This window comes from Pelagerythrobacter marinus (assembly GCF_034375205.1).
GTDB lineage: Bacteria > Pseudomonadota > Alphaproteobacteria > Sphingomonadales > Sphingomonadaceae > Pelagerythrobacter > Pelagerythrobacter marinus.
Map to the genome: position 1 here is coordinate 2,717,612 of NZ_CP139719.1, position 18,167 is coordinate 2,735,778.

14 protein-coding genes and 1 tRNA gene are annotated in these 18,167 nt (G+C 71.7%); 9 read left to right on the forward strand and 6 right to left on the reverse strand.

What is annotated here, in order from left to right; genetic code table 11:
- The first annotated feature begins 66 nt into the window (after positions 1-66).
- Together hisC and T8T98_RS13320 are read left to right on the forward strand one after the other, a co-directional pair.
- Complete coding sequence (gene hisC / locus T8T98_RS13315) at positions 67-1,164, forward strand: histidinol-phosphate transaminase (RefSeq protein ID WP_251104827.1); 1,098 nt, start codon at positions 67-69, stop codon at positions 1,162-1,164.
- On the forward strand, positions 1,164-2,099 hold the full coding sequence (locus T8T98_RS13320; protein ID WP_251104826.1) for a prephenate/arogenate dehydrogenase family protein: 936 nt from the start codon (positions 1,164-1,166) through the stop codon (positions 2,097-2,099). Before hisC ends, T8T98_RS13320 begins: the two co-directional genes overlap by 1 nt.
- On the opposite strand, the gene T8T98_RS13325 is transcribed toward T8T98_RS13320, so the two are convergent.
- Genes T8T98_RS13325 through ftsE form a run of 4 tightly spaced genes read right to left on the reverse strand, consistent with a single transcriptional unit; the run spans position 2,077 to position 4,959 of the window.
- Positions 2,077-2,760, reverse strand: coding sequence for a lysophospholipid acyltransferase family protein (locus tag T8T98_RS13325; protein ID WP_160734055.1), 684 nt, complete (start codon positions 2,758-2,760; stop codon positions 2,077-2,079). The genes T8T98_RS13320 and T8T98_RS13325 overlap by 23 nt on opposite strands.
- Entirely contained in the window at positions 2,757-3,296 is a 540-nt protein-coding gene (locus tag T8T98_RS13330) for a YdcF family protein (protein ID WP_160734056.1), read from the reverse strand. Before T8T98_RS13330 ends, T8T98_RS13325 begins: the two co-directional genes overlap by 4 nt.
- Complete coding sequence (locus tag T8T98_RS13335; RefSeq protein WP_251104825.1) at positions 3,293-4,225, reverse strand: cell division protein FtsX; 933 nt, start codon at positions 4,223-4,225, stop codon at positions 3,293-3,295. The genes T8T98_RS13330 and T8T98_RS13335 overlap by 4 nt, the downstream gene beginning before the upstream one ends.
- Positions 4,222-4,959: a cell division ATP-binding protein FtsE gene (gene ftsE, locus T8T98_RS13340; RefSeq protein ID WP_160734058.1), complete on the reverse strand. Its 738-nt coding sequence runs from the start codon at positions 4,957-4,959 to the stop codon at positions 4,222-4,224. Before ftsE ends, T8T98_RS13335 begins: the two co-directional genes overlap by 4 nt.
- A gap of 155 nt (positions 4,960-5,114) precedes the next feature.
- Between ftsE and T8T98_RS13345 the strand changes: the two genes are divergently transcribed.
- Entirely contained in the window at positions 5,115-5,990 is an 876-nt protein-coding gene (locus tag T8T98_RS13345; RefSeq protein ID WP_251104824.1) for a zinc-ribbon domain-containing protein, read from the forward strand.
- A gap of 121 nt (positions 5,991-6,111) precedes the next feature.
- Positions 6,112-6,198: transfer RNA gene (locus tag T8T98_RS13350), tRNA-Leu, on the forward strand.
- Positions 6,199-6,334: 136 nt separating this feature from the next.
- Here T8T98_RS13350 and T8T98_RS13355 read toward each other — a convergent pair.
- Positions 6,335-7,843, reverse strand: a complete 1,509-nt coding sequence (locus T8T98_RS13355) for a S10 family serine carboxypeptidase-like protein (protein ID WP_251104823.1) — start codon at positions 7,841-7,843, stop codon at positions 6,335-6,337.
- Positions 7,840-9,138: an aminotransferase class V-fold PLP-dependent enzyme gene (locus tag T8T98_RS13360; protein ID WP_251104822.1), complete on the reverse strand. Its 1,299-nt coding sequence runs from the start codon at positions 9,136-9,138 to the stop codon at positions 7,840-7,842. Before T8T98_RS13360 ends, T8T98_RS13355 begins: the two co-directional genes overlap by 4 nt.
- Before the next feature lie 173 nt (positions 9,139-9,311).
- Between T8T98_RS13360 and T8T98_RS13365 the strand changes: the two genes are divergently transcribed.
- The 5 genes from T8T98_RS13365 to T8T98_RS13385 all read left to right on the forward strand — a co-directional run bounded on the left by T8T98_RS13365 (position 9,312) and on the right by T8T98_RS13385 (position 18,121).
- On the forward strand, positions 9,312-10,829 hold the full coding sequence (locus T8T98_RS13365; protein WP_251104821.1) for a S10 family serine carboxypeptidase-like protein: 1,518 nt from the start codon (positions 9,312-9,314) through the stop codon (positions 10,827-10,829).
- Positions 10,830-10,980: 151 nt separating this feature from the next.
- Positions 10,981-14,022, forward strand: a complete 3,042-nt coding sequence (locus T8T98_RS13370; RefSeq protein ID WP_251104820.1) for a TonB-dependent receptor domain-containing protein — start codon at positions 10,981-10,983, stop codon at positions 14,020-14,022.
- 111 nt (positions 14,023-14,133) lie between these two features.
- Entirely contained in the window at positions 14,134-15,318 is a 1,185-nt protein-coding gene (locus T8T98_RS13375) for a pyridoxal phosphate-dependent aminotransferase (protein WP_160734109.1), read from the forward strand.
- A complete protein-coding gene (locus T8T98_RS13380; protein WP_251104819.1) occupies positions 15,315-16,820 on the forward strand; it encodes a S10 family serine carboxypeptidase-like protein in 1,506 nt (501 codons plus the stop codon). Before T8T98_RS13375 ends, T8T98_RS13380 begins: the two co-directional genes overlap by 4 nt.
- Positions 16,817-18,121 carry an APC family permease gene (locus T8T98_RS13385; RefSeq protein ID WP_251104818.1) on the forward strand — a complete coding sequence of 435 codons (1,305 nt, stop codon included), beginning with the start codon at positions 16,817-16,819 and terminating at the stop codon, positions 18,119-18,121. Before T8T98_RS13380 ends, T8T98_RS13385 begins: the two co-directional genes overlap by 4 nt.
- The last annotated feature ends 46 nt before the right edge of the window (positions 18,122-18,167 follow it).

Genomic DNA, 18,167 nt, shown 5'->3' on the forward strand with positions numbered 1-18,167 from the left:
CCCTTAGCCGGGGCAAGCAGGATTTGCTTCGGTTTGCAGGTCATGCGGGTTATGCGCCCGGCCATCATGGCCGATAGTCCCACTCGCAAGCCCTGGATCGAGGGCATTCACGCCTATGTGCCGGGCCAGTCGAAGGACGCCGCCGGGCGCGAGCTGGTGAAGCTTTCGGCAAACGAGAACCCGCTGGGCACGAGCGCGGCCGCGATTGCCGCGATGGAAGGGCTCGCCGGCCCCGCGCGCTACCCCGATCCCGATGCCGCCGCCCTGCGCGCGGCGATCGGCCGGGTCCACGCGATCGATCCGACGCGGATCGTCTGCGGCACGGGCTCGGACGAACTGCTCAACCTCGCCGCGCAAGGCTATGCCGGGCCGGGGGACGAGGTGCTGTTCCCGCGCTTCAGCTTCGCGGTCTACGACATCGCCGCCCGCCGCTGTGGCGCCGTGCCGGTCGAGGCGAGCGATGCCGATTACGGCGCCGACGTCGACGCCCTGCTCGCCGCGGTGACGCCGCGCACGCGGGTCGTCTTCCTCGCCAACCCGAACAACCCGACCGGCAGCTTCCTGCCCGCGGCCGAGATCGCCCGCCTCCACGCCGGTCTGCCGCGCGACGTGCTGTTCGTGCTCGATCAGGCCTATGCCGAATACCTCGATCCGCAGGATGACGATCAGGGGCTGGCACTGGCGGAGCGGCATGACAACGTCCTCGTCACCCGCACGTTCTCGAAGATCTACGGCCTCGCGGGGGAACGGATCGGCTGGGCGACCGGCGCGCCGGACGTGCTCGACACGCTCAACCGCATTCGCGGGCCGTTCAACGTCACCGGCCACGGCCAGGCCGCGGCGCGGGCGGCGGTCGAGGATCAGGGCTTCGTCGAACGCTCGCGCAGGCACAACGCGGCCGAACGCGCCCGCTTTGTCGAGGTGGTCGAAGCGCTCGGCAACCGCGGGCTGCGCGCGCTGCCCAGCGCGGGCAATTTCGTCATGGTTCTGTTCGCAGGGGCGACGAGTGCGCGCGAAGCCCATGCCGCGATCGCCCGCGCGGGCTATTCGGTCCGGCATTTCTCGGCCCCCGGGCTCGATCACGCGCTGCGGATCACGGTCGGCACGCGCGAACAGATGGACGCGATCGCCGCGGTCCTGCGCGACGTGGCGGGCGAAGCGTGATGACGATAGAGCGCGTCGCCATCGTCGGCCTGGGGCTGCTGGGCGGCTCGGTCGGGCTGGCGATTGCCGAATGCCTGCCCGGCGTCACGACAACCGGCTACGACGCCGATCCCGACGTTCGCCGGCGCGCCGCCGAACGCGGCCTGGCAGGAACGGTTTGCGACACCCCGGCCGAGGCGGTGCGCGATGCCGACCTGGTCCTGTTCTGCGTGCCGGTCGGGGCGATGGAGGCTGCCGCGCGCGCCTGTGCCGAGGCTTTGCCGCCCGCAGCGATCGTGTCCGACGTGGGATCGTCCAAGGCCGCTGTCGGCGAGGCGCTGGCGCGCGCGCTGCCGGGCCGCCGGGTGATCCCCGCGCACCCGGTCGCGGGGACCGAGCGGAGCGGGCCCGACGCCGGCTTTGCCAGCCTGTTCCGACAACGCTGGTGCATCCTGACCCCGCCCGCCGATGCCGATCCGGCGGCGGTCGATGCGCTCGGGCAGTTCTGGGAGGCGCTGGGCGCGCGGGTGGAGATCATGGAGGCCGCGCACCACGATCTCGTGCTCGCCGTCACCAGCCATATCCCGCACCTGATCGCCTATACGATCGTCGGCACCGCCTCCGACCTCGAAGAGGTGACCCGCAGCGAGGTGATCAAGTACTCGGCCGGCGGTTTCCGCGACTTCACCCGCATCGCCGCCAGCGACCCGACGATGTGGCGCGACGTGTTCCTTTCCAACCGCGAGGCGGTGCTGGAAATGCTCGGCCGCTTCACCGAGGATCTGACCGCGCTCCAGCGCGCGATCCGGCGGGGGGACGGGGAGGCGCTGTTCGACCTGTTCGCCCGCACGCGCGAGATTCGCCGCTCGATCCTCGAACAGGGGCAGGACGATGCGCGGCCCGACTTCGGCCGCGCCGATCACGCCTCGCCGGCTAGGCCCGGTTCAGCGCGTTGATCGCATCGCCCACCCGCGCTTCCACCTCGGCGCGCGGCAGGCCCGGGGCGATCGGATCGGCAAAGCGATAGGTGATCGTCCCGGGGCGCTTCAGCCTGCGGTGGTAGAGCGGCCCGCTGTCGACCGCGACCGGCACGACCGGCAGGCCGAGCAGCTTGTAGAGCCCGGCGAAGCCGGCCTGGAGCCTGACCCGCTGGCCATGGGGAACACGGGTCCCCTCGGGGAAGATCGCCAGGGGCCGCCCCGCGGCGATGAACAGGCGCGCGGAAGCGACCATCGCGCGCAGGGCCCGGGCCCCCTGGTCGCGCGCGACCGGCACGCAGCCATAGGCGCGCGCGGCCCGGCCCCAGCCGGGGATGGCGAACAGCTCGCTCTTGGCGAAGGGGGCGGGCCGGTCGAACAGGCAAGGAAGGTCGATCGCCTCGAAGAAGCTTTCGTGCCGGATCGCGTAGAGCGCCGGCCCCTCGGGCGCGGGGCCTTCGATCCGCACCCGGATGCCCAGCAGCAGGCGCGCGCAACCGCGGTGCCAGCGGCACCAGCCCTCGACGATCCGCTCCAGCCCCCGACCGCGCGCGGCGATCGCCACCAGCGCGGCGAGGACGAAGCCGACGCTGCCGAGATAGAAGGCCGGGTAGAACGCCAGGTTGCGCAGCACGATCATGCCGCCATTCCCCGCCAGAGGCGCGAGACGAGGCTGGCCAGCAGCTTGTGATATTCGAGGAACAGGATCCGCAGCGACGGCTGCGAGGGAACGGCATCGCGCACGACCTCGACATCGCCGGGCAACGTGCGCGCCAGCTCGCCCGCGGCGCGGCGCATGTGCCAGTCGGTCGTCACCAGCCGCAGCGAGCGAACCCGGCGCGCGCGCACCCATTCGGCCGTCTCGGCCGCGTTGCCGCGCGTATCGACGGCCGAGAAGCCGAGCGTGACGCAGCAGGCCATCGTTTCCACCGGGACGCCGAACTGGCCGGCGAACTCGGCCGGGCGGACTTCGGGGTCCACCCCGGTCACCAGCAGGGCGCGCGCGTCGCCCGCGCCCAGGACCTGCAGCCCGCGCTCGATCCGGCCCGCCGCGCCGGTCGGCACGATCACCGCGTCGGTCACCACCGCCTCCGCCGGGCCCGGCAGCGCGATCGCGAACCACAGGAACCCGAGCGCCCAGGCGAGGACGACGGCCGACAGCGCGCGCCGGATCACAGCATCTTCCTCAAGGCCGCGAGCACCGTCACGCGCGCGGTGATCGTCGCGATGACCACCCCCGCCAGCGGGATCGCGCCGAGCACGATCCAGTCCACCGGCGCCAGCCCGCCGCCGGCGACCATGCCCGATCCGAGCTGGCGGAACTGGCGCGCGAGAACGACCATGCCCGCGAGGCCGATCGCCAGCCCGGCGATCCCGCCCAGCAGCGCGTCCTGCGCGATCGAGCGCTGGAATATCCGCGCGATCTGGCCGTCGGTGCCGCCCAGCAGGTGAATGATCTCGATCGTGTTGCGATTGCTGCCCAGCGCCGAGCGGGCGGCGAGCCAGACGGCCGTGGCGCTGGTCAGCGCGAGCAGCGCGACAAGCGCGATCGCCAGCCATTGCAGCGCGGCGATCACGCCGAAGACGGGGCCCAGCCAGCTCGACTGGGCATCGACCCGCGCGCCCGGGGCGGCTTCGGCCAGGCGCGCCTGGAGCCGTTCCACCGCCGCCCGGTCGGCCACGCCCCGCAGGCGCACGTCGATCAGGGCCGGCACCGGCACCGCGCTGTCGGTCGCGCCGACGCCCAGCCAGGGTTCGAGCAGCGCCTCCAGCTCCGCTTCGGGGACCCGGCGATAGGTCGCGACATCGGGATCGGCGCTCAGCACCTGCTCGACCGCCTCCGCCTGGCGCTCGCGTTCTTGCTCCAGCGCCTCCAGCACCTGCACGGTCGCACCGCCCGCCAGCTCGGCGCGGGCATTGTCCGCCATGTTCTGCAGCGCGAGGCCGCCGGCCGCGGCGATCACCGTCAGCGCGACCATGATCGCGATCACCCACGGCATCGGCCCGGCGAGGCGCGCATGGGGCACGAGGCGCGCGGCGCGCTCGCCGCCGAAGGGCGCGAAGCCCCGACGCAGCGCGCGGTTGAGGCCGGGCCGCGCGCTCATGCCCCGCCCCCTTCGGCTCCGCGGCCCGCGCGCGGCGGATAACGCAGGACCCCGGTCGGATCGGCCAGGCGCCCCTTGTCGAGCCGCATGATCAGCGATTCGGGCACTTTCTTCAGCAGGTGCACGTCGTGGGTCGCGACAACCACCGTGGTCCCCAGGCGATTGAGCGCCTCGAACAGGCGCAGCAGCTTCAGCGCCATTTCCGGGTCCACGTTGCCGGTCGGCTCGTCGGCCACGAGCAGGTCGGGCCGGCCGATCACCGCGCGCGCGATCGCGACGCGTTGCTGCTCCCCGCCCGAAAGCGTGGCCGGGCGGGCCTCGTGCCGGTGCGACAGGCCGACCCAGTCGAGCATGTCGGCGACCGGCTTGGCCACGTCCGCCTCGTCCACCCCCGAGACGCGGAGCGGCAGGGCGACGTTGTCGAAGGCCGAGAGGTGCGGCACGAGGCGGAAATCCTGGAACACGACGCCCAGCCGGCGGCGGAATTCCGGCAGGCGGCCGCGCGGCAGGGTGATGACGTCGGTGCCGAACATGCGGATCGCCCCGCGCGACGGGCGCTGCGCGAGATAGAGCAGCTTGAGCAGCGAGGTCTTGCCCGCGCCGCTGGCGCCGGTGAGGAAGTAGAAACTGCCCGGATAGAGCGTGAACGATATGTCGCGCAGGACCTCGCTGTCGGTGCCGTAGCGCAGGCCGACATTGTCGAAAGACACGATCGCGCTATCGGAATCGCTCATCGGCGGGCGGTCGCGCAAGCGGTCGAGGGGAAGTGAGCCGGCATCTGGCCGCGGCTATAGCGAGGCTTCGATGTGGAAAAAAGGCGCTCGCGCATGTCGCCGCCCGGTCGGAGCCTTGTTGCGATTCGCCTCGCGCCGTAAGGGTGGCTGTTACGATGATCATCGCCTGTCCCGCCTGTTCGACCCGCTATGTCGTGCCCGACAGCGCCATCGGTGTCGAAGGGCGCACGGTGCGCTGCGCGAAGTGCCGCCACAGCTGGTTCCAGGAAGGCAACCTGCCGGACGTGCCCGAGCGGCCGCTGGATCGGCCCGGGAGCCGGCCCGACAGCCCGCCCGATAGCGCGCCGGACGGCAACGATGCCGCGTCGCCGCCAGCCCCTGCCCGGCCCGCCTCGCCGGCCCCGGCCCAGCCTGCCGCCGATGCCGAGCCGGCAAGAGCCGAAGCCGCCGCTGCCCCTCCGCCTTCGGGGAGCGCGGTCCCCCCGCCGCCCGTCGCGGAACCGGCCCCGCCGGCCGAGCCCGCCGCCCCGCCCGCGGGCGAGAGCATCGCGCCGGCAGGGCCCGAGCCTTCGCCCTTCGCGGCCGAACCGCCTTTCCGGCCGCGCCGCAATCCCCTGCACCTGTGGACTTTCGCGGCGGCGGGGTTTGCCGCGGTCGCGCTGGGCACGGTGGCGGCGGTCAGTTACTGGGGCCTGCCCGACTGGGTGCCGATCAGCCGCCCGACCTTCGCGGTCGAGCAGCCCGACCTGGTGCTGGAATTTCCCGCCGACCAGCAGGATCGCCGCACCCTGCCCAACGGCACGGAGTTCTTCGGCGCGAGCGGAACGATCACCAACGTCGGCCGCGAAACGCGCACGCTGCCCTCGATCCTGATCGTCATGCGCGACGCGCGCGACCGCATCGTCTACAGCTGGGAAGTCTCCCCCCCGCAGCCGCGCCTCGCCCCGGGCGAAACGGTTACCATCAACGAGGCCGTGACCGACGTTCCCAAGTCGGCCAAGTTCGCCGAAATCGGCTGGAAACCCGACTGATCCCCCGATTGATCGAGGCCCCCGGTCCGGGGGCTTCGCAAACCGCTTGCGGTGCGGCGATCCTGTTGCTAGGGGCGCCGGCCTACCCCCCGGGGGGCGCAGCGAGCGCCCTTCTGACTGTGCGGTCGTGGCGGAACTGGTAGACGCGCAACGTTGAGGTCGTTGTGGGCTAACGCCCGTGGAAGTTCGAGTCTTCTCGACCGCACCAATCCCCTTCCCATCCTTTCGCGGATTTGCCGGCGCCCGGCGCGGCGGCACGCACAGGCAAAGGCGCATGCGCGGCCCGAAGACCGCGCATGCGCCCCTGTGGGCGCGGAGGGTCGGCCGCGCCCGGGGATAGACGGTTACTGCCCGCCGGCGGAAAGCCCCCTGGCCCAGAGCCGCATGTCGGTCGCCATGGCCGCCAGCTGTTCCGGGTCTTCGAAGACCGAGTGGCCGGCCGGGTAGAGTTTCGACGTGCGCCGTCCCTCGCCGATGCCGGCCTGGTCGAGCGCGAAGATCCCGGCATAGGCCGGGGTGGTTATGTCGTAGAGGCCGCCCACGGTGAGGAGGCTGAGATCGGGCTTCAGCTCGAACGCCCGCGCCAGGTAGGGCGTGAAGCGCGCGCTGCGATAGGATGTCCGTTCGCCCCAGCCCCACTTGAAATTGATGCCCAGGTTCAGGCTCCGGTACGGGCTGGGCAGGGTATAGCCGAGCTCGTCCGCCAGGTAGGCGGCGATCCTCTCCCCGGTCGACGTGCCCAGCGTCATCGAGGGGTCGTCGAACGGCGGCTGGAAGTTCGATTCGGCGATCGCGCGCGTGGCCCGCGCGTCGAGCTGGCCGGTCCGCAGCCCCCGGTCCGCCAGCAGGCCGAGCATGAAGCCCTGCTTGTCCAGCCGCAGGTCGTTTTCGAGCAGGGTCGCGACCGGCAGGCCGACCAGCGAGGAAAGCCGCCGCGCGATCGCCGCCTTTTCGCGCGGGTCGAGCGAGGGCCCGCGGATGAGCGCGCCGGCATAGTCTTCCTGCGCGAAGCGGAGCGCCTCGTCGTAGACCTGCTGCACGCTCCGGTCGCGGCGCTCGATCGCGCCGTGATACCAGGCCACGGCGGCCAGCGTCGGCAGGAGCACGACGTCGCGGATCACCGGGCCACCGGCGTCGCCGATCGACATCGACAGGAGCGCGACGCCATCGGGCAGCGGCAGGTCGCCGTCGGCCTGCGCGCCCAGCATGGCAAGCGCGCGGGCCGAGCCGTAGCTTTCGCCGACGAGGGCAAAGGGGGAGCCGGTGCGCCCGTTCGCCTCGCGCCAGGCCTGGACGACTTCGGCCACGGCGCGCGCGTCGCCCGATACCGAAAAGAGGCTCGACGGATCGGTCCCGGCGACCGGCATGCTCGCGCCGGTGCCGGGCGGATCGACGAAGACGAGGTCCGCCACGTCGAGCAGGCTGTGCGGATTGTTCACCAGCGTGCGCCCGTCCGGCCCGAACACGCGCGGTCCGAACGCCTCCATGTGCAGCGGCGAGGAGGAGGCGCCCGGCCCGCCGTTGAAGACGAACAGGACCGGCCGCCGCGCCGGGTCGGCATCGCGCGCGACATAGGCGTAAGTGACGACCACGGCCGCCGCCTCGCCTGCCGCGTTGGCCACCGGCGTTTCGGTAACGATCGCGTCGTAGGCGACCCGCTGCCCGCCGAATTCGCCGGCATGGCGGGTCGTGACGACCGCGCTGCCGGCCGTGTCGCGCGGGACCATCGGCTCCATCGCGCGCAGGAACGAAGGCGGCATCGGCCGGTCGAATTCCTGCGCCTGGGCGGGCGCGGCGCCGAGCGCCAGCGCACTGGCGGCGAGGGCGAGGGACAGTGGGCGTCGGATGGTCATCGGATATCCTCTTGCGGCAGGCGCGGAAGCGCATCGATCAGGCGCTCCACGTCGTCGATCGTGTTGAAGAACGAGGGGCAGACGCGGAACCGGTTGCGCGACAGCGTGATCGTGACCCCGGCCCGCTCCAGCGCGGGGGCGAGCCGTTCGCGCGAGCCCTCGAGCGCGCAGGTCAGCAGCGGGGTGCGGCTGTCCGGCGGGGTGACGACGCGGTAGCCCTTCGCCGGCAGCGCCTCGTGAAGCCGCGCGAGCAGGGGCATTCGCGCCTGCGCGATCCGCTCCACCCCCAGTTCGAGCAGCGCGGCGAGCGTCCAGTCGAGCTGGGCCATGACCGCGTGCGAGCGCGTGCCCATCGCGAAGAGCCCTTCGGCGTCGTCGCGGGCGGCCATGTCGGCCACGCCATCGCCGGGCGGGTCGAACGGATAGACGTGCGAGCGGAACCGGGCGAGCTGGTAGTACCCGAAGCGCGGGCGGCGCAGCTGGTCGAGCAGGCCCTCGCGCACGTAGAGGAACCCCAGGCCGAAATCCCCCATCAGCCACTTGTAACTGGCACAGGCGGCGAAATCGACGCCGGTCGCATGAAGATCGAGCGGCACGGTGCCGGCGGCATGGATGATATCGGCATAGACACGCGCGCCATGCGCGTGCGCGGCGTCGCAGATTCGCGCCAGGTCGTGTTCGAACCCGTTGTAGGTCGATACCAGCGAAAGGCTCACCAGCCGGGTGTCGCCGTCGATCGCGCGTTCGTAGGCGGCAGGATCGATCCGCCCCTCCTCGGGCCGGAGCCAGACCACCTCCATCCCGCGCCGGGCGAGCTGTTCGTAGATCCAGAACGAGCCGAAGAAATGCAGCGTGTCGGTGACGATCCGTCCGCCGCGGCCGGGCAGGTCGAGCGCATCGATCGCGAGCTGTTCGCCCGCCGTCGTGCTCTGCACGAAGGCCAGTTCGCGCGGGGAAGCGCCGACCAGCCGGGCGAACCGTTCCTTGACCCGACGCTCCACCTCGCCGCTGGGCCAGCGCTCGCCGGTCGCGCGGCTGTGCAGGTAGCGCTCCACCGCGTCGCGCGCGCCCAGCGGGACCGGGTGCGCGGTCCCCGAATCGAGATGGACCGTCGGCATCGGGGCGAACATCGCCCGCGCCAGGCCCTCGCCGGGGGCGGCGGTGGAAGCGGGCGGGCGGGCCTGCGCGGCGACGCCCGACGCGACGGGGCCCGACGCGACGGGCAGCGCCGCCGCCCCCGCGAGAAGCGCGCGGCGCGACAGGTCCGGCCCAGCCCTCGAAGCGTTCCCATCCATGGCTTGCAGACTATCCGGCAGACGGCGCATAAATAATCCCTTGTTGCCGCCGCGGTGAATTGTCGCCCCGGCGCGCGGACGGTGGCCCGCGCGTGCGCCGCGGGCCGTGCCGCGCACCCTTCGCATAATTTTGGCCGCCGCGCCCCGCTAGGATCGCCGCGGGAGGACGAACGATGAACAGATCGCCATTCACGCTGGCCGCCGCCCTGGTCCTGGCAGGCTGCGCCGGCCCGGGCGCCACGGGCATTGACGGGACGGACCCCGCCCCGACGAACCCCGCCGCGAGGGCGGGGGCGGAGATGGCCGCAACGGGGTGCGCCGACGGCGCGGTGCGGAGCGAGCACCGGGTGACGATCGAGGGACGCACCCTCGCCTATACCGCCTGCGCCGGAACGCTGACCCTGCGCGACGACGCGGGAGAACCGCTCGCGGACCTGTTCTACACCGCCTATTTCGCGCCCGGCGAAACGCGCGCAGTCCCGCGCCCGCTGACCTTCGTCTGGAACGGCGGGCCGGGCGCCGATTCGCGCCTGCTGCACTTCGAAGCGCTCGGCCCCCGCGTCCTGCGCGACGGCGCGCTGGTCGACAACCCGGCCACGCCGCTGCCCGCCAGCGACCTCGTCTTCCTCGATCCCGCCGACACCGGCTTCAGCCGCGCCCGGTCCGACGCGGCGCGCAAGCGCCTCTATTCGACGACCGGCGATATCGCCGCCACGCGCGATTTCATCGTCGCCTTTCGCGCGGCTTACGGCCGGGCCGGCTCGCCCCTGTTCCTGGTCGGCGAAAGCTTCGGCACCTGGCGCGCGGCCGGCGCGGCAGAGGCGCTGGCCGACAGCGGCGAAGACGTCGCCGGGATCGGGCTCGTCTCGGGCGGGATCCCGCTGGGCGAAAGCGACGACCGGGCGCTGATGCGGGCGCTGTCGTTGCCGGGGCGCACCGCCGCGGCCGCGGCCCATGGAAAGCTGGCGGGCGACCTCATGGCCGACCCGGTGGCCGCCATCGCCGCGGCCGAGCGCTGGGCGCGGGCGACCTGGTACCCGGCCCTGGCCGATCCGCAGGGCCTGCCGGACGCGGAGCGCGCACAGGTCGGTGCCGGGCTTGCACGGTTTCACGGCATTGCCCCGGAGGCGATCGACCCACAGACGCTGTGGGTGTCGCCGCGCGATTTCCGCACCGCGCTGCTGGCCGACCGCGGGCAGACGCTCGACGTGTTCGACATGCGCAAGGCCGGCGCGCCGGACGACGACCCGCGCGCCGAGGCGGCGATCCTGCGCTACTATCGCGAGAGCCTGGACGTCGAGGGCGGCACTTATGCCGGGATCGAGGGCGAGGCCCTGCCGGTCGGCGCCGGGTGGCAGTACGACCAGGCCCCGATCACCGAGGAGTCGCTGGCCCGCGCGCTGGCCGGCGAGGGGCCGCCCAGCCCGTCGCAGCCGTGGACCCTGCGGGCCCTGCGCAAGATGCCGGCGATGCGGGTCTTCGTCGCCGCGGGCCTGTACGATTCGCTCAACAGCTGCGCCGCGAACGAGGCGACCGTGGCCGCCCTGCCGCCCGGCGCGGCGAGCCGGATCGCGCTCCACTGCTATGCCGGCGGGCACATGATGTACGACGATCCGGCCGTGGCGCGGCTATTCGGGGCGGACGTCAGCGCCTTCCTCGGCAATTCAGGCGAATCGCGAGATCGCGACTAACTTATGCGCTCTGAAACGCAACTGTCATGAATTCATGCAGCACCGCATTTCGACGGCGCGCCATTTGCAACAATTTGCGCCGCGATCGCGCCTAATCCTTGAAAGCGCCGTGGGGGACTCGGCAACGACATCACATTCTATGGGGATCGACATGTTCATTCGACGCACCTGCCGGACCGGCGCCACCGCCCGCACCACGCTGCTGGCGACATCCGCACTCGCCGCGCTGACCGCACTGCCGGCCGGGGCGAACGCGCAGGACGGCGCCGTGGCCGATCCCGCGGCCGCCCCCGCGGCGGTGGAGAACGCGCCGATCGTCGTCACCGGTTCGCGCATCCGCCGCGACCCGGCGGACGAAACGGCCCCGCGCGCGGTACTGAACGAGGAAGTGATCGAGAGCCGCGGCTACACCACGGCCGCCCAGGCGCTGAACGAGCTGACCACCAATACGCCCCAGCTGAGCCAGGCCGACGGCGGCGGCGAGAGCAGCGGGTCGGGACAGCAGTTCCCCGATCTCTTCGGTCTCGGCCCGGGGCGCACGCTGACGCTGGTCAACGGGCGGCGCATGGTCACCACGTCCTCCGGCCTCGGCGACGCACAGGTGGACGCCAACATCATCCCGCTCGGCCTGCTCGAACGGGTCGAGGTGGTCCAGGGCGGCGGCGCGGCGGTCTATGGCTCCGACGCGATCGCCGGCGTCGTCAACTACGTCCTCAAGGACGACTTCGAGGGGATCGAGCTCGACGCGCAGAGCGGCATTTCCTCGCGCGGGGACTATCACACCTACAGCCTTCGCGGCACCGCCGGGACCAACTTCGCCGACGGCCGCGGCAACGTGGCGGTCGATATCGGCTATGCCCGCTCGCCCCTGCTGCGCTTCGCCGACCGGCCGCTCTCGGCGCTCGGCCGCCTGACCGTCTCCAACCCGGACGACACCGGCCCCGACGACGGCATTCCCTCGGTCACCGAGCTGCTCGACGCCCATTTCTGGGAATTCAACGCCAACGGCGTCCTGTTCAACACTCCGGCCCCCTTCACCCGGTTCCTGACCCAGATCGACGGAACGCCGCTGCAGTTCGCGCCCGACGGCGGCCTCGTCTCGTTCGATCCGGGCGAGCAGGTCGGCATCCCCTTCGCCAGCGGCGGGGACGGCTTCGCCTATCGCGACCTCGTGGGCCTGCGCAGCGGGGTCGAGCGGCTGACCGGCAACCTCATCGCCAGCTACGAGCTGTCGAACGCGGTGACCGCCCGGGCCGAACTGCTCTATGCCCGGACCGAAGGGGAAGAGATTCCCCAGGGCCACAGCCGCACGATCCTGAACTTCGGCACGTATGCCGGGCCGGTGATCTTCACCACCGACAACCCCTTCCTCAGCGACGAGGCGCGCGACACGCTGGCGGCGGCGAACCCCGGCTTCGCCTTCGGCGCGCCGATCTTCCTGTCGAAGTATTTCCACGACCTGACCCCGTCGAACCGGCAGGACCACCAGACCGAAACCTATCGCGGCGTTGTGGGGCTGGAGGGGGACTTCGCCGCCGGCTGGCGCGATTTCTACTGGACCGTTTCGGGCAGCTACGCCCGGGTCGAGGGGTCGCAGCGCCGCTGGGAGGTCGATAACGCGAAATACGCCAACGCCATCGACGCGGCGCTGTCGGGCGGGTCGATCGTCTGCGCGATCAATGCCGACGGCACGCCGGACAACGACGACCCGGCCTGCGCCCCGATCAACCCGTTCGGCGACGGAAACGTCAGCCGCGCGGCACAGGAATACGTCAGCGTTCGGGCCGGCCAGGATTACACCAACGAGCAGATCGATTTCCTCGCGACGCTGGGCGGCGACCTCTTCCGCCTGCCGGGCGGGAACGTGCAGTTCAGCCTCGCCTACGAGCACCGCGACGAACAGGTTTCTTTCATGCCGATGGAGGCGAACCGCCTCGGCCTGTTCGGCGGCGGGACGATGGAGCTTGCCCAGTCGGGCGGCTACAACACCGACGAATTTTCGGGCGAGCTGCTGGTCCCGGTCGTCAGCAGCGACATGGACGTGCCGCTGGTCGAAACGCTCGAACTGGGCGCGGCGGGCCGCTACGTCGACAACTCGATCGCGGGCAAGGAAGAAGTCTGGGATCTCAGCGCGCGCTGGCAGCCGGTCTACGGGGTCACGCTGCGTGCCTCGCGCAGCCGCAACTTCCGCGCGCCCACGCTGACCCAGCTCTTCGCGCCTTCGTCCACCTCGCTCGGCTCGGTCGGGCGCGACCCGTGCGATGCCGACCGGATCTCCAGCGGGCCCAACCCCGACGTGCGCTATGCCAACTGCCTCGCCCTGTTCGAGGCCAATCCCGGCTACGGCGTCGAGGCCGACGGATCGAACGCGGGCGACAGCGCGGCCGACCGGCTGGCCGGCTTCCAGAACCCGGCCGAGAACTTCCAGCGGGCGACGATCACCACCGGCGGCAACCCCGACCTGCGCAACGAGGTTTCCGATACCTTCACCTACGGCGTTGTGCTCCAGCCGGCGTTCATCCCCGGCCTGACGATCAGCGCGGACCGGGTGGAGATCGACCTCGAGGACGGCCTCTCGCCCTTCACCACCGAGGATTTCGCGGCCGCCTGTTACGACAACGTCGATCCCGATCCCGAAGTCTGCTCCGCCTTCAGCCGGATCGCCAATCCCGACGGCCTGAACCCGGGCGGCGCGATCCTCAGCGGGACGACGACCACGTTCAACGCCGGCGTCGTCCGGTACCGGGGTGAAATCTACGCGATCGACTACCGCTTCGAACCGGCGGGCGGCGATCTCGGCCGGTTCCACGTCGGGATCAACGCGACGCACAATTCGCTGCTGACCACCTCGGTCACGGGCGAGACCTTCGTGCGTACCGACGACACCTACCTCAAGCCGACGTGGGAGGGGCGCTTCAACCTCGACTGGAACAAGGGGCCGGTCCGCCTGAGCTACCAGGCTTACTACCTCGACGAGACCAGGGCCGCCTTCGACGCGACGATCGAGAACAACCCCAATCCCATCCTCTCGAGCAACCTGACGCACAGCCTCTCGGCGCAGTTCGACGCGGGGGCCATGTCCTTCCGCCTCGGCGTCGACAACCTGACCGACGAGCAGCCCTCGTACCCCCAGATCGCCTATGGCGACATCCTGGGCCGGCGGTTCTGGGCCGGGATCAAGGTGCAGATGTGACGACCGATCGTCCGGCGCGGGCCCACGCACGTTCGTGAGCCCGCGCCGCATGAAACATGGCCCGGCGGTTCCTCGCCGCGCCGGAAGCGACCACGGGCAAGAGAGAAACCGATGACGTCCCGCCCCCATGGCATCCCCGCGCCGGCTTCCTATTCGCACTGGGTCCGCCAGGTCTTCGCCCGCATGCAGCCGCAGCGGGACGATCTCGTCAGCCTGTTCGAAAGCTCGGTCTCCGAACCGCTCGACCTGCTGTCGAAGCTCGTCGGCGACAGCTTCGGCGAATCGATCACCCCGCATTACGAAAGCGCCTTCGCCAGCGGCAATCCGCACGTCATCGCGATGCTCGCGCGCGAATACGGCGTGGCGCGCGAACAGGTGCTGACGACCACCGGGGCGACCGGCGCGCTCTCGCTGGTCTATCGCGCGCTGCTGCGCCCGGGCGATCGGCTGCTGGTCGAAAGCCCCGGCTTCGACCTGTTCGGCCTGCTGGCCCGGGCCTGCGGGTTCGAGGCCGACAGCTTCGCGCGCACCGGCCCGCGCTTCACGATCGACCCGGCGGCGGTGGAACGCGCGCTGACGCCCGCGACGCGGCTGGTCGTCCTGTCGAACCTGCACAACCCGTCGGGCTTCATGGTGCCCGAGGAAACGCTGCGCGAACTGGGCGCGATCGCCGACCGGCACGGGATCTACGTCATCGTCGACGAAGTCTATGCCCCCTATGCCGGCGAGGCGGTGAAGCCGGCGGTGACGCTGGGCATCTCCCCGCGCGTCATCTCGATCAACAGCCTGACCAAGATCTACGGCCTTTCAACCCTGCGGTGCGGCTGGATCGTGGCCGACGCCGAAGTGATGGAGCCGATCCGTACGCTCAACCGCGAGGTCGAGTTCGCCATTTCCAAGCTCTCGCACGCGGTCGCCGCGCGCATCCTGGAAAACCCGGCCCCCTATCGCGAGCGCACGGCCGCGATCGTCGACCGCGCCCGCCCGTTCATCGATGCCTATCACGCGCGCTGGCTGGACGAAGGTTTGGTCGAAGGCGAATTGCCGCCCCACGGCTGCATCGCCTTCCCCCGGCTGGTGGGTATCGAGGATACCCGCGACTTCGCCGACTGGCTGGCCGACGAACGCGGCGTGATCGTCGCCCCCGGGGCCTATTTCGGGGCGCCGGGCCATGTCCGCATCGGCTTCGGGATCGACGCCGCCCGGCTCGAGCTGGGGCTGGAAATCATGACCGGGGCCATGCACAGCTATCGCGACGCCCGCACCCGTGCCGGCGAGACCGGGATGATATCATGAGACGACGCACGATCGCCCGCCGGGGTGCGGCCCTGCTCGCCTGCGCCGCGGCGCTGATGCCGGCGCCTGCGGCCGCGCACGCGCCGCGCTCGCCCGCCCCGCCCCTGCCGCCGGGCATTTCGGTCGCGGCCGACACGATTCCCGTGTCGAGCCAAGCGACCGGTTCGAGCGAAGGCCCGGTTCCCGGCGACGGCCCCGCTGTTCGCGAGGACCGCGCGCCGGACGCGAGCGTCGGCTACATCGCCTATACCGCCCGCGAAGGCTCGGGCCGGCCGGTGATCTTCGCCTTCAACGGCGGGCCGGGCGCATCCTCGACCTTCCTCCACCTCGGCGTGCTCGGCCCGGCGCGGCTCGACGTGCCGCAGGACCCGGCCGCTCCCCTGCCCGCGCACGCGCCGCTGGCGCCGAACGCGAACGCCCTGCTCGACCTGGCCGATATCGTCTTCCTCGACCCGCCGGGCACCGGCTTTTCCACGCGCGACGGCGCCGACGCGCAGTATTACAACAGCGTGGCCGGCGATGCGCGCGCGGTGGCCCAGGCGGTCGATGCCTGGCTCGCGGCCAACGGGCGGCGCGATGCGTCGGTCTATATCCTGGGCGAAAGCTACGGCACGATCCGCGCGGTCGCGATGCTCGACGCCTTCGCCGCACTGGAAGGCGCGCCGTCGATCCGGGGCGTCGTGCTGCTGGGCCAGGCGCTGAACATGATCGAGACCTCGCAGCGGCCCGACAACATCATCAGCTACGTCGTCTCGCTGCCCTCGCTGGCGGCGATCGCCTGCTATCACGGCAAGGCCGCGCAGCCCTGCACCCCCGGCGCGATCGCCGAAGAGGCGGCGCGCTTCGCGCACGAGGACTATCTCCCGGCGCTCTTCGCCGGAGCCGCGCTGCCCGCGGCGGAACGCCGGCGGATCGCCGCCCGGCTGGAGGAGCTGAGCGGGATTCCCGCCGCCTTCTACCTCGCCCACGACCTGCGGATTTCCAAGGAACGGTTCCGGGTCGAGCTGCTGCGCGCGCAGGGGAAGGTCGTCGGCCGCTACGACGCGCGCTACCTCGCACCCCGGCCGGCCGACGCGGGGCCGGTCGTCGGGCCCGATGCCTTCTCGGCCGTGTCCGACCTCTATCGCCGGGCGATGCCCGCCTATCTCGACGCCCTGCTGCCCGGCGCGCGGGGCGCGGATTACAAGGTCATCGCGCGGCCCGGGGGCACCTGGCGCTATGGCGGGACCGATTCGCCGTTTTCCGACTGGCCGTTCATGGAAACGGTCGAGCGCGCGGCCGCGGCCGATCGCTGCCTGCGGCTCTTCGTCGGCACCGGGGTGTTCGACCTGACGACCACGATCGGCGCGGCCGACTACCTGTTCGCGCAGAGCTCGCTCCCGGCCGCGCGCTACCGCGCGGAAGAATACGGCGCGGGCCACATGTTCTATTCCGACGCCGCCGCGCGCGAGGCCTTCCTGGCCGACATGCGCGCCTTCATCGCCGCGGATCCCTGCGCGTGAGCGACGGCGGCGAAGCGGACCTGCGCCAGGGCATCGGCCTGTGGGGCGTGGTGTCGCTGGGCCTCGGCACGGCGGTCGGCGTGTCGATCTTCTCGGCCGTTTCGCCGGCCGCCGGGCTCGCCGGGCCGGGAATGCTGCTCTCGGTCCTGGTGGCGGCCCTGCCGATGTACCTGATCGCGGTCAGCTACGCCTTCCTCGGCTCGGCCCTGCCGGTTTCGGGCGCGTCGTTCGTCTGGCCCGCGCGGTTCCTCCACCCGGCGCTGGGTTTCTTCATCGCCTGGATGCGGATCGTGGCCAACATGGGCGCGATGGTCGTGCTCGCGCTGGTCCTGACCCGCTATATCTCGATGATCGTGCCGCTGCCGACCAAGCCGGCGATGTTCGGCTTCCTCGTCCTCGCGCTGCTGGCCAATCTCTTCGGCGTGCGCACCGCCGCGCGCAGCCAGACGATCATGATCGGCCTGCTGATCGTGCTCTTCGCGGTGTTCGTCGCCTGGGGGGCCGGCACGGTCGAGGCCGGCCGCCTGGCCCCGGCCTTCCCGCAGGGCGCCTCGGGCGTGCTCGCGGCGGCGCCCCTGCTGATGGGCCTGTTCTTCGGGATCGAGGCCGCGACCGAGGCGGGCGCGGAGATCCGGCGGAGCCGGCGCAGCATCCCGCTGGGCATCGCGCTGTCGATCGGTTCGGCGACGGTCCTCTACCTCGCGGTCGCCTTCGTCGCCGTCGGCGTCATGGGCAGCGATGCCCTGGCCGCCAGCGCAGCGCCGATCCTCGAGGCCGCCGAACGGTTCATGGGGCCGGTCGCGCGCCCGCTGGTCGTGCTGGCGGCGATCGTCGCCATCGGCACCAGCCTCAACGCGATCTTCACCCTGTTCAGCCGCAGCCTGATGGCCATGGGGGCCGACGGGGTGCTGCCGCGGGCGCTGGCGCGCGTCCATCCGCGCTGGCACGTGCCCCACGTCGCGCTGCTGGCGGTCTTCGGCCTCGGCTGCGCGGGCCTGCTCCTGCCGATGGAACTGACGTTCCTGTTCCTGGCGGTCAACATCCCCAACCTGGTGAAATACGGCAGCATCTGCCTGGTCGCCGCCCGGGTCGCGCGCCGCCATCCCGAAATCCACGCGAAGGCGGCGTTCCGCCCGCGCCGCAAGACCGTCGTCGTGCTGGGCAACGCGGGCGCGATCTGCGCCGGCGCGCTCGTCTTCACCGGGCTGGAGGCGGACTGGCGCCCCTATGCCCTGCTGCTCGCCTGGGGACTGGTCGGCGCGGCCTGGTACGCGCGCCGCGCCGCCGCCGCGCGCCCCTGATCCCGCGCACACCCCGGCGCCGCCGAGGCCTGTTTTCGATCGCACC

What these genes read in the sequence shown, in the direction of transcription:
- T8T98_RS13320 (WP_251104826.1), top strand. Translation starts at nt 1,164, where the DNA reads ATGACGATAGAGCGCGTCGCCATCGTCGGCCTGGGGCTGCTGGGCGGC.
- T8T98_RS13345 (WP_251104824.1), top strand. Translation starts at nt 5,115, where the DNA reads ATGATCATCGCCTGTCCCGCCTGTTCGACCCGCTATGTCGTGCCCGAC.
- T8T98_RS13375 (WP_160734109.1), top strand. Translation starts at nt 14,134, where the DNA reads ATGACGTCCCGCCCCCATGGCATCCCCGCGCCGGCTTCCTATTCGCAC.
- T8T98_RS13380 (WP_251104819.1), top strand. Translation starts at nt 15,315, where the DNA reads ATGAGACGACGCACGATCGCCCGCCGGGGTGCGGCCCTGCTCGCCTGC.
- hisC (WP_251104827.1), top strand. Translation starts at nt 67, where the DNA reads ATGGCCGATAGTCCCACTCGCAAGCCCTGGATCGAGGGCATTCACGCC.
- T8T98_RS13355 (WP_251104823.1), bottom strand. Translation starts at nt 7,843, where the DNA reads ATGACCATCCGACGCCCACTGTCCCTCGCCCTCGCCGCCAGTGCGCTG.
- T8T98_RS13335 (WP_251104825.1), bottom strand. Translation starts at nt 4,225, where the DNA reads ATGAGCGCGCGGCCCGGCCTCAACCGCGCGCTGCGTCGGGGCTTCGCG.
- T8T98_RS13370 (WP_251104820.1), top strand. Translation starts at nt 10,981, where the DNA reads ATGTTCATTCGACGCACCTGCCGGACCGGCGCCACCGCCCGCACCACG.
- T8T98_RS13360 (WP_251104822.1), bottom strand. Translation starts at nt 9,138, where the DNA reads ATGGATGGGAACGCTTCGAGGGCTGGGCCGGACCTGTCGCGCCGCGCG.
- ftsE (WP_160734058.1), bottom strand. Translation starts at nt 4,959, where the DNA reads ATGAGCGATTCCGATAGCGCGATCGTGTCTTTCGACAATGTCGGCCTG.
- T8T98_RS13325 (WP_160734055.1), bottom strand. Translation starts at nt 2,760, where the DNA reads ATGATCGTGCTGCGCAACCTGGCGTTCTACCCGGCCTTCTATCTCGGC.
- T8T98_RS13365 (WP_251104821.1), top strand. Translation starts at nt 9,312, where the DNA reads ATGAACAGATCGCCATTCACGCTGGCCGCCGCCCTGGTCCTGGCAGGC.